Here is a 10009-nt window from a genome sequence, read left to right as displayed (position 1 = left end):
GCGAGGAAGGCGTTCGCGGCGACCTTGACGAGCTCGGCCGTGGCCAGGTCGGTGACGAGGAAGGGGGTGCCCTTCTCGACGGGCGGCGCGTAGACCTGCTTCAGGATGTCGACCGCGGCGGCTCCGGCATCCGTCGCGGGTACGCCGACAACGAGCCGATCGGGGTCGATCGTGTCTTTCACGGCCCATCCTTCGCGCAGGAACTCGGGGTTCCAGACGAGGGTGGCGCCGGCGGCCTCGACGCGGGGAGCGAGCCCTGCCGCGGTGCCGACCGGGACGGTGGACTTTCCGGCGACGACATCGCCCGGGCTCAGGTAGGGCAGCAGCGCGTCGATCGCGGCGTTGACGTAGGTGAGGTCGGCCGCGTATCCGTCTTTCTGCTGCGGCGTGCCCACTCCCACGAAGTGCACGATGGCGCCCTGGGCGGCCGACATGTCGGTCGTGAAGCGGAGGCGCCCCGAGGCGATGCCTTCGGTGAGGATGTCTTGCAGCCCGGGCTCGAAGAATGGCGCTTCTCCACGGGAGAGGGCGTCGATCTTGCGCTCATCGACGTCGATGCCGACGACGTCGTGCCCGATCGAGGCCATGGCTGCCGCGTGGACGGCTCCGAGGTATCCGCATCCGATGACTGAGAGCTTCACGCCGATAGCCTAGGCGGTTCGTGTGGCAAGAAAGGCTCGGCTCATCACGGCAGCCTCTTCAGGTGAGATGCCGACCCGGTCGGCCACCTCAGGCCACGTCGCCACGACAGAGATGATCTCGTCGGTGATGGTGCGAGCTGCTGCCCCCGAGAGCTCGAACGCATCGGCCGCGGCAATCAGATCAGAGAGTCGACGCTGGCCAGGATCCGCGCTGTGACTGATACGTCGAGATGAGATCGTGCGCGACAGGGTCGGGTTCAGATCGAACACCGGTGACAGCTGCCACCCGTGCTCTGCGCGGAGGAATCCGTGGTTGCGCCAGTGGTCGTCGGCGTTGCTGATCAGCACAGTCAGCGCGATGCGCCGGAACATTTCGTGAAGTTCCTGGCGGGGATGCGCGCTGATGTCGGCGATCACGTCAGCGAAGTCCACGTAGGTCAGCTCGGTGCCCGTGTGGTGCGTACCGAGGCCGAGCGCGGTGAACGCCGACATGTAGGGAATGCGTTGGCCGGCGGTGCGGTCGAACCTCTCGAGAAGCAGCACTGCCTTGCGATCGCGGTCGTTGTGCACCGTGAACCGCGGCACACGGATGCCGGCACTGGCCGCAAGAGTCAGGGCCACGGCCTCCCACCGCTCGACGTCGATGGTGCCATCCTTCGAGTGGGGCAGTTTCGCGATAGCGAGCGACCCAGACGGCAGCCTGACGTTCGCCTTCGGGCGCGCGCCCCCTGGTGATGTTGCGATGTCGTTCAGGTAGGCAAGGTCTTCGTCGCTTGCACGGTGCTGGTCGTATCGGTGAGCAGCGTCGAGGATGCGCGGCAGGTCGTGGATGTTCGCGACGCCGGGGTCGTCGCTCAGCCATCGCCCGTCCGACGAGCGAAGCCGAAGAGCGCCCATGCGGGTCGCATCCGACACCGCAAGCAGGTAATCGAACTCGTTGAGCGCGCGCGGCGGGTTCGCATTCGAGGACGCGGCGATGATCTTGCGCCCCCACTCATCGGGGGCAGCATCGGCGAGCGCGCCGAACATCGTGTTGTGCGCGGGAGTGAACAGCCGCCCGGGCGTGAGGGGAAGGTCTGGTGAGAGCGCGTAGCCGCCCACGAGAAAGTCGGGGTCGTACTCGAAAGACGCGCCTGCGAGTACGCGTCCGGTGTAGGAGGGTCGCAGCACCCCGGCCCGTTGCGGCGTGTCGCCGTGGTGGCTGTAGACCTCGATCTCACGTCTCACAGTTCGCCACCGCTGCCGATGATGTCATCCATTCGGGCTCGTGCCGACGGGTGAGTGTAGGGGTTGATCGCGTCGAGCATGATGCTGGTGATTCCGAGCGCCGAAAGTACTGCGACGAAACTGTCGAGTCGTGGTGAGCCCGTGCCGGTCTCGATGTTGCGGAGCGTCTCGCGTGTCACGGCGGCGCGCTCTGCTACCTGGACGGCGGTGAGACCGTTGATCTTTCGCCACCGACGGATGTGGTCGCCGAGCTCACGAAGGTCGCGCTGTCGACGCTGAGACGATCTCTGAACCATGACTCCTACCTGTGATAGCTATAGGTGCCAGAATACGCCAATATGGAAGAAATAGCTATCATAGAGGTGGTGCCGGCGGCGGCGCGGCGCGCTCGGGCTGGATCGGCGCGGCAGGTCAGAACGGCGCGTCGGAGGCGCCCGTGGCGTGGCAGGCGTCGGCGGGTGCGGCATCCGGGGGCGGTGGAGCGTCCGGGTCGTATGGATCGGGCGCGAAATGAACCCCTGGTGTGGGTGGGTAGTCGGTGTAGGTGGTTCCGACCGGTGAGGTCCATTCGAGGATGCCGCCGTCGAGTTGTCTGACTGTCCAGCCGGCGAATTGCTTCATCGAATGATGTCGTTGGCAGAGGTGTGCGAGGTTGCAGACATCTGTCTTGCCGCCAAGCGCGTGATCGATCGTGTGGTCGACTTCGCAGCGGATGGCGGGGAGGCGGCATCCGGGGAACCGGCAGTGCCGGTCGCGGGCTCGCAGGTGGCGGTCGATCGCGGCGGTGCGCTGGTAGCCGTTGGTGTGGAGCACTTGACCGGTGACGGGGTGGGTGACGAGGCGTTCCCACCAGGTGTCGCAGGCTTCGGCGATGGCGCGGGCGGTTTCGGCGTCGATGGGGGAGTAGCCGACGAGGTCAGCGGGCTCTGCGTGGCCGTTCTCGTCGCCGTCGGGCTTGAGGAGGCTGAGGGCTGGAACGACGACCTGGATCTTCGCGCGAATCGCGCCGAGTGTGCCGGGTCCGTCGCCCATGGCGGTGGGGTCGGCGACGGGGGATCCGGCCAGGAGGAGGTCGACGGCGACATCAGCTCGGATCTGAGCTCGGGTGCGCGTGTCGGTCGCGAGAATCTGGGCGGGGATGCGTGCGTCGTCGTCGCCCACCGGGGCGCCGCCTGCTGCATTGACGGCAGCTATAGCGGCAGTGCGGGCATCGATGATGCCGGTGGTCACCTGGTTCAGGCGGTCGTCGATACCGGCGATCAGCGGGGTGGGCCCGACCAGGTAGAGTCCCGACATCCCGTCGGGCAGGCGGCCGGTGGTGATGCGTCGGTCTTCGCGTGCGGAGGCGTGGCGTTCGGCGAAGCTGCGGGGATGCATCCGCTGGGCGAGGATCTCGAGTTCTGCCTTGACTCGACCGACGGTGTCGCGGCGGCACCGCTCGAGTGCTTCAGCTTCAAACGCGGCGACGGCTTCGTCGGGGAGGTCGGCGGCGGCATCCTGGATCGCGTAGACGTGCTGGCGGGTGATCTCACCCCGGCCGCGGGCTTCGAGGGTGCCGGGGTAGCGTTCGGCGAGCACGCTGGCGTCGCCGATCTGGCGTTGCATCGACCTGTCGGACACACGTGCCGGAACCCCGATGGTGGCGGCGATGCTGCGTAGCGCCATGTCGTGCTCACGAACCCGGGAAGGCTTGCCCGCCGCGAGTTCACGAGCCAACTCGCCCGCGCGGGCGAGAGCGCGGACACGGGCGGCTTCGGCGGCGGCGAGTGCGGCATCCGCCTGCTGAACGGCAGCGACGATCGCGGTCAGCTCGGCGGTCTGCGCCTCGCTGAACTCAATCACACCGTTCGAATACATGTACTAATCATGACACTGACCTCCGACATCAAAGCGCCGAAGGCCGCAGATGTGGAGAACTCGCAAGAATCTGGTTCTGTGGGAGTTTTCAGGGAGTGGTGTGAAAACTCCATAGAACAAAAATACGGTACTAAGACCCATTCCCGGCCTCGTCAGTCCATGAGTTCGGTTGGCGTCCGTGCCGGCCAGTCGGTCGAGCCGGTGAGCGATCCGCGGCGGTATCGTGCGGCGACCCGAGATGGCGTCGCAGCCCAGGAGTTGTCGTAGAAGATGGCCTCGTCGGCGATCTCACGAGGCCGGGCGATCAGACGCCACAGTCGTTCGTATCGTGCCCGGATCGACTCCTCTGGCACATCGTGTCCGCCCCGCCTCACGCGATACGAGACGCACGGGCTCGTCGCTTTCCGCCCAGGGGATGCCAGCCTTCTCGAGTTCGCTCGTGAAATCGAGGCCTGCGACGGTGTGCTCGATTCGTTCGTCCCAGGTCGCCCTCACGACGGCTTGTGCCTCTTCGGTCAGAGCGTCGTAGGTGCGACGGCCCGCGAGCACCTGCTCGACGGCATCGTCGGTGGTCTGGCGGGCTGCTTCGAGCTGCTGGCCGATGCGCGCCCAGTGGTCGATTTGCTGGGCCGTGCTGCGGCTGTGCTGGGCGGCGGCCTGTTGCGCGTCGTCATGAAGACGACGGTCGACGCGACTGGGCATTGTTGCCATACGCATTGCGTAGAAATCGGCTACAGCCGCTGGGTTACCCCTGGTGAATCGCGACGGATGCCTACTCCCCGGAGGGCTCTCCCCACACCCGTCGGCTCAGCGCGGCGACATCCTGGTCGAGGTGATCGATGCGGGTACCCATCGCGTCGAAGCGCGCGTTCATCTCTCCACGCAGGCTCTCGATCTTGGTGTCAAGGCCGTTGATTCGTCCTTCAACGCCGGAGATGCTCGCGGTTACCGCGCGCATGATGAGGTTCGTCGACAGTGTGAGGCCGCCGAGCATGATGGTCGCGAAGATGCCGATGAGCACCCAGCTCTGCGGTTCGGTCACGACGGTCACCCTCCCAGTGTGCGGTATCGCGATTCAGGATGCCACCGCTTCGCCCTTGCACGGTGGAATCGCAATCGTATGTGGCAAACGCCCTGGCGCGAGGTGCTGGGGAGGAGAGACAAGCTCTACGCTGGCGCCAGTACGCGCAGCCCCGATCGCTTGGCTGCCGCCGTGAGCTCGCCATCGTAGGTGAGCACCTCGTCGGCGCCGACACGAAGAGCAGTCGCGAGGTGAATCGCGTCGTTCGATCGCAATGGCGCATGCGTGCCCGCCGAGAGAAGGTCGCCGCGCGTCACGTCGATCAGCGTCACCGCGTCGAGCACAGTCGTGATGGCGTCGATCTCGATCATGCGGGGATTTCGTCCCGCAGCGCAGTGCAGCTCGGTGTGCAGGAGCCACGAAGCGACCAGGTCTCGTGTCGTGGTGGTGAGTTCGCGCACGAGCGCGTCGGATTCTGCCTCGTCGATCAGCAGCTTCATCGCGGCTGAGGTGTCGAGGTATGTGACCGTCACCAGCTGCCTCGGGCGTCGCGGATGATCTCGGCTGTGCCACGCGCAGATGCCGTGCGACGGATGCCTGAGAGCGTCGACAGGGGTGCTATGGCCCCCCGCGCACCGCCCTCAGAGACGAGGGTGTCGAGGCTTCGCTGGGTGAGGGGCGAGACGAGTGCAATGACCTTGCCCCGGTTGCTGATCTGCACCGTCTCGCCGGCTTCGACCCGGCGCAGAATCTCGCCGCTGCGGTTGCGAAGCTCTCGGTGGCTCACGGTGTCCATATCGAGCAGTGTAGCGCGCTGTAGCACAGTGGGGCTCAGCGGTCGAGACACCGAAACGTGAATCGGGCGACGGTCGAGGGGCTTACTCTCCCGAGGGCTCTCCCCATACTCGGCGGCTCAGTGCGGCGACATCGCGGTCGAGGTGGTCGATGCGAGTTGCCATTGCGTCGAAACGGCCGTTCATCTCGCCGCGGAGGCCGTCGAAGCGGCCGTTCATCTCGCCACGTAGTCCGTTCATCTCGCCGCGCAGCCCGTCGATGGATGCTGTCATCGACCGCATGAGCAAGGTGGTCATGACCGTCATGCCGCCGAGCATGATCGTCGTGAAGAGTCCGATGAGCACCCAGCCCTGTGGTTCCGTCACGATGGTCACCTTTCCATGATGCGCTCCGTGCCCCCAGATTGCCAGGGCAACCCATCCGGTCAACGCAGGATCGCGATCATCGGCATAGCAGCGTATGAACGGTGGCTGTGGAGGAACCGAGCGTCATGAAGAAACCGGCGGAGTATGTGCTCGGCGTGCAGCTCCACTTCAGTGCGTAGCGAGGTGTTGTCCTCATGAATGCACGCGCCGGTGGGAGCACTATCCGGCCCCGGCACCGCACCGAGACGTTGCGGAAGAGTCGGTCCTAGGGGCGGCCCATGCCGTAGTACGTCCAGCCGGCGGCGCGCCAGGCGGCGGCATCCAGGCAGTTGCGTCCGTCGACGATGACACGGCCCTCGGTGAGGGTCGAGACATGCTCTGGGGGCATCTGCCGGCGGTACTCGTCCCACTCGGTCACGACAACCACCGCGTCTGACGACCGCAGGGCCTCGTCGCGATCGGCCACGTAGTTGAGCTGCGGATGCTTCGCCTGAGCATTCGCGATCGCCTCGGGGTCGGTGACCGTCACCCACGCGCCCAGGCCGTGCAGACGTACGGCGACGTCGAGGGCAGGGGAGTCGCGGATGTCGTCGCTGTGCGGCTTGAACGCCGCACCGAGGACGGCGACCTTGTGCCCGATCAGGGACCCGCCGCAGGCCTCTCGGGCGAGGTCCACCATGCGGGAGCGGCGCCGCATGTTGATGGCGTCCACTTCTCGCAGGAACGTCAGCGCCTGGTCGGCGCCGAGCTCACCGGCCCGAGCCATGAATGCCCGGATGTCCTTTGGCAGGCATCCACCACCGAAGCCGAGCCCCGCGTTGAGGAACTTGCGGCCGATCCGGTTGTCGTAGCCGATGGCGTCGGCCAGCTCGACGACGTCCCCTCCGGCGGCCTCGCAGACCTCGGCCATGGCGTTGATGAAGGAGATCTTCGTGGCGAGGAAGGCGTTTGCGGACACCTTCACGAGTTACGCGGTGGCGAAGTCTGTGACGACGACCGGTGATCCTTCTGAGATCGGTGTGGCGTACACCTCGCGCAGCAGCCGCTCCCCGCGGTCGCTACGCACGCCGAACACGAGCCGGTCCGGGTGGAGGGTGTCCTTGACGGCGTGGCCCTCGCGGAGGAACTCCGGGTTCCACGCCAGCTCCAGATGCGGCGCCGTTTCGGCGAGGACGTCGGCCAGCCGGGCAGCCGTGCCGACCGGGACGGTGGACTTCCCGACGATGAGCGCCGGAGTGGTCACATGGGCCGCCAACGTCCGCACTGCGGCGTCGACGTACGTCGTGTCCGCGGCAAGCTCACCCCTGCGTTGCGGCGTGCCAACGCAGACAAAGATGATGTCGAGTTCGGCCAGCTCATCAGGGTCCGTAGTGAAGGTGAGCCGGCCTGTGGCCAGCGTGCGCTCGAGCAGCTCGTCGAAGTCCGGCTCGAAGAAGGGGGAGTCTGCCTTCTCGAGCAGGCCAATCTTGTCGGCATCCACATCGTAGCCGACAACGGTGTGGCCCAGATCCGCCATCGAGGCGGCATGTACCGCACCAAGGTAGCCGCACCCGACGACCCCGACCTTCACTGCCATGTTTGCTCCCCGGCCATGTCACCCGTCTGAGCCAGTGTGCCGGTCAACGACCCAGCCACCCAACCCCCGGGTGCGAGGAGCCCGCTTCGCGGGCTGCAGATGCAACCTGGCAGGCTCAGCTTGTGCTCTCTGCCGCCTCAGTAGGCATGAGACCGGCAGCGACACGTCGTTCTATCTCTGCGGTCAGGGCATCCAGGACGTGGAACAGCTGTTTGCGGATCGTCGACAGCTCCGCCTCGAGGCCCTCGAGGCGCTTGACGACAGACACCAGTTCCGCGTCATCCAAACTGGCTGGATCCGAGATGCGAACGTCCGCGACCGCGGCCTCCGCTTGGCGACGCCGCTCGATCTCCGCAGGCGGCACCGTGTTCACATGGCGAGACGGTGCTGCGGTGCCTTGCTGCGAAGTTGCAGGCAAGATGCGAGTCAGGTGGGCAACGAGCTCGTCCTCAGGCCGCCCCAGGCTTGTAGCAGCCGGTTCGCCGCGTTGACGGCGCAACAGGTCCTCACGGAGAAGGTCTAGGACGTTGGTGTTTTTCGCGTGGCGTTGACCAGCCCTTCAAGATCATTCCTGGAGGATGGCGGCAGTAGCCGCTGGGTTCGGGGAGTGATCGATGACGTTGGGGTTGGCGCCGAGGCAGCCTGATCTGTTGCGGTCGACGGCGAACTTCTGCGAGGGCCGGGTGGCGCCAGATTCGATCTACGCGGTGTTGCATCGGGAGTGCTTTTCGTTGTTCCCCGATGAGATGTTCGCCGACCTGTTCACCGACGTGGGCCGGCGCAGTGTGCCGCCGATGATCGTGGCGGTGGTGATGGTGCTGCAGCGGATCGAGGGGTGCTCGGACCGGGAGGCGGTGGACCGGTTCGCGTTCGACGCGCGGTGGAAGTACGCGGCCGGCGGGCTGGATTTTGACTATCCGGGATTCGTGCACACGGTGCTGGTGGACATGCGGGCCCGGCTGGCGCGTTCGGCGCGGCCGAACCGGATCTTCCAGGTGACCTTGGAGGCGGCCCGCAAGGCCGGGCTGGTCGGGCGCCGGCGGGTGTTGGACTCGACCCCGTTGTACGACGCGGTGGCCACGATGGACACCGTCACGCTGGTGCGGTCGGCGATCCGCGGGTTGCTCAAGGTGGCCGAGGCGGACCTGCAGGCCGAGTTGCGGGCGGTGCTGGCCCGCGCCGATGAGTACGCCGACGCCGGCAAACCCGTGTGCGACTGGGAGGATCCGGCCGCCCGGGAGGCGCTGGTGGACACGCTGGCCAAGGACGCCAGGGCGGCGCTGGCGGTGCTGGATGGCCGCCAGCTGGACCCGGCGGTGACCCAGGCCGGGCAGCTGCTGGCCACCGTGGTCGGCCAGGACCTGGACGAGCACGCCGACGGGGTGTTCCGGATCGCCCGCCGGGTGGCGCCGGACCGGGTGATCTCCACCGTCGATCCGGAGGCGCGGCACGGGCACAAGACCTCCGCGCGCGGGTTCGACGGATGCGTCGCGTCTGCTCGGTCTAGACGGTCTGGCCGTCGAGCGGGTCGAGGTTGATGCGTTCGGCGGCCGCATCGTGCACGTGGTCACCGCCGATGCGACCGTGTCGGCGTGCCCGGCGTGCGGGGGGCTGTCGTCCTCGGTGAAGGAACACGTGCGCACCAGGCCGCGCGATATCCCTTACGAGACAACGCCCTTACGGCTTGTGTGGCACAAGCGCAGGTGGCGGTGCGCCGAGGCTAGTCTCGGTGCCCTCGGGGGTCGTTCACCGAGGCCGTGGCCGCGGTGCCGGCCCGGGCCCGGTTGACCCGCCGGCTGCGCGCCGAGCTGGGCGCCGCGGTGGCCGAGCAGCGCCGGCGCGTGGCCTAGGCCGCCGGGAACTATGGCGCGGCCTGGGCCACCGTGCATGCCGCCTACGTCGAGCACGTCACCGAGGCGCTCGCCGCGCCGCTGCCGGCGGTGCGGGTGCTCGGGATCGATGAGACCCGCCGCGCAGGCCGATCTGGCGCCAGGACGCCGGCACCGGCCGCTGGGTGCTGGCCGCCGACCGCTGGCACACCGGGTTCGTCGACGCGGTCGGCACCGGCGGGCTGTTGGCCCACGTCGAGGGACGCTCCGCCGCTGCCGTCACGGCGTGGCTGGCCGACCAGCCCACTGCGTGGCGGCAGGCCATCACGCACGTGACGATCGACCTGTCCGCCTCCTACGCCAAGGCGGTCCGCGAGGCGCTGCCGCACGCGACGCTGGTCGCCGACCGGTTCCACCTGGTGCGCCTGGCCAACGACGCGGTCACCGCGGTCCGCCAACGCATGATCCGCGAACACGAAGGCCGCCGCGGCCGCAAGGTCGACCCGGCCTGGCGGGCCCGGCGCCGACTGCTCACCGGCCACGAACGGCTGCGGCCCGAGACGTTCGCACGGACGTGGAACGCGTTGGTGGACACAGGAGATGGCGGCTGGCAGATCCTGGGCGCATACGTCGCCAAGGAGCAGCTGCGGGCCCTGCTCGCGCTGGCCGGCACCCGCCCACAGCGACAGGTGATCCAC

13 protein-coding genes and 1 pseudogene are annotated in these 10009 nt (G+C 67.4%); 3 read left to right on the top strand and 11 right to left on the bottom strand.

Annotated features, from left to right (window positions below):
* The 11 genes and pseudogenes from Q1V87_RS12995 to Q1V87_RS12945 all read right to left on the bottom strand — a co-directional run.
* On the bottom strand, positions 1 to 641 hold a 641-nt coding region (locus Q1V87_RS12995), incomplete at its 3' end, for a nucleotide sugar dehydrogenase (protein WP_300593635.1).
* Positions 642 to 650: 9 nt separating this feature from the next.
* Positions 651 to 1868 (bottom strand): type II toxin-antitoxin system HipA family toxin, encoded by a 1218-nt coding sequence (locus Q1V87_RS12990; RefSeq protein WP_300593632.1) that lies wholly within the window; start codon positions 1866 to 1868, stop codon positions 651 to 653.
* Positions 1865 to 2164, bottom strand: a complete 300-nt coding sequence (locus Q1V87_RS12985; protein WP_300593628.1) for a helix-turn-helix domain-containing protein — start codon at positions 2162 to 2164, stop codon at positions 1865 to 1867. The genes Q1V87_RS12990 and Q1V87_RS12985 overlap by 4 nt, the downstream gene beginning before the upstream one ends.
* Before the next feature lie 115 nt (positions 2165 to 2279).
* On the bottom strand, positions 2280 to 3725 hold the full coding sequence (locus tag Q1V87_RS12980) for an HNH endonuclease signature motif containing protein (RefSeq protein ID WP_300593625.1): 1446 nt from the start codon (positions 3723 to 3725) through the stop codon (positions 2280 to 2282).
* A gap of 288 nt (positions 3726 to 4013) precedes the next feature.
* Positions 4014 to 4436: a hypothetical protein gene (locus Q1V87_RS12975; protein ID WP_195693012.1), complete on the bottom strand. Its 423-nt coding sequence runs from the start codon at positions 4434 to 4436 to the stop codon at positions 4014 to 4016.
* Positions 4437 to 4497: 61 nt separating this feature from the next.
* Entirely contained in the window at positions 4498 to 4767 is a 270-nt protein-coding gene (locus tag Q1V87_RS12970; RefSeq protein WP_300593621.1) for a hypothetical protein, read from the bottom strand.
* 125 nt (positions 4768 to 4892) lie between these two features.
* Positions 4893 to 5279: a type II toxin-antitoxin system VapC family toxin gene (locus Q1V87_RS12965; RefSeq protein ID WP_300593618.1), complete on the bottom strand. Its 387-nt coding sequence runs from the start codon at positions 5277 to 5279 to the stop codon at positions 4893 to 4895.
* Positions 5276 to 5542: a type II toxin-antitoxin system Phd/YefM family antitoxin gene (locus Q1V87_RS12960; protein WP_300593615.1), complete on the bottom strand. Its 267-nt coding sequence runs from the start codon at positions 5540 to 5542 to the stop codon at positions 5276 to 5278. The genes Q1V87_RS12965 and Q1V87_RS12960 overlap by 4 nt, the downstream gene beginning before the upstream one ends.
* An 82-nt stretch (positions 5543 to 5624) precedes the next feature.
* Complete coding sequence (locus Q1V87_RS12955; RefSeq protein ID WP_229382253.1) at positions 5625 to 5906, bottom strand: heat shock factor-binding 1 family protein; 282 nt, start codon at positions 5904 to 5906, stop codon at positions 5625 to 5627.
* A 265-nt stretch (positions 5907 to 6171) separates the two neighbouring features.
* Positions 6172 to 7476 (bottom strand): annotated as a pseudogene (locus Q1V87_RS12950) (UDP-glucose/GDP-mannose dehydrogenase family protein).
* A 121-nt stretch (positions 7477 to 7597) separates the two neighbouring features.
* The gene (locus tag Q1V87_RS12945; RefSeq protein ID WP_300593612.1) at positions 7598 to 7855 is read right to left on the bottom strand and encodes a hypothetical protein; all 258 of its coding nucleotides are present in this window, start codon (positions 7853 to 7855) and stop codon (positions 7598 to 7600) included.
* A gap of 241 nt (positions 7856 to 8096) precedes the next feature.
* On the opposite strand from Q1V87_RS12945, the gene Q1V87_RS12940 reads away from it, so the two are divergent.
* The 3 genes from Q1V87_RS12940 to Q1V87_RS12935 form a co-directional block, all read left to right on the top strand.
* Positions 8097 to 9020 (top strand): transposase, encoded by a 924-nt coding sequence (locus Q1V87_RS12940; RefSeq protein ID WP_300593609.1) that lies wholly within the window; start codon positions 8097 to 8099, stop codon positions 9018 to 9020.
* A gap of 19 nt (positions 9021 to 9039) precedes the next feature.
* A complete protein-coding gene (locus Q1V87_RS16320) occupies positions 9040 to 9270 on the top strand; it encodes a transposase family protein (RefSeq protein WP_366945444.1) in 231 nt (76 codons plus the stop codon).
* 226 nt (positions 9271 to 9496) lie between these two features.
* Positions 9497 to 10009 (top strand): transposase (locus Q1V87_RS12935; protein WP_300593606.1); only part of this gene is annotated, 513 nt, incomplete at its 3' end.

It is taken from the genome of Microbacterium sp. (assembly GCF_030149085.1).
Taxonomy (GTDB): domain Bacteria; phylum Actinomycetota; class Actinomycetes; order Actinomycetales; family Microbacteriaceae; genus Microbacterium.
This window is presented reverse-complemented; position numbering and strand designations above follow the sequence as displayed.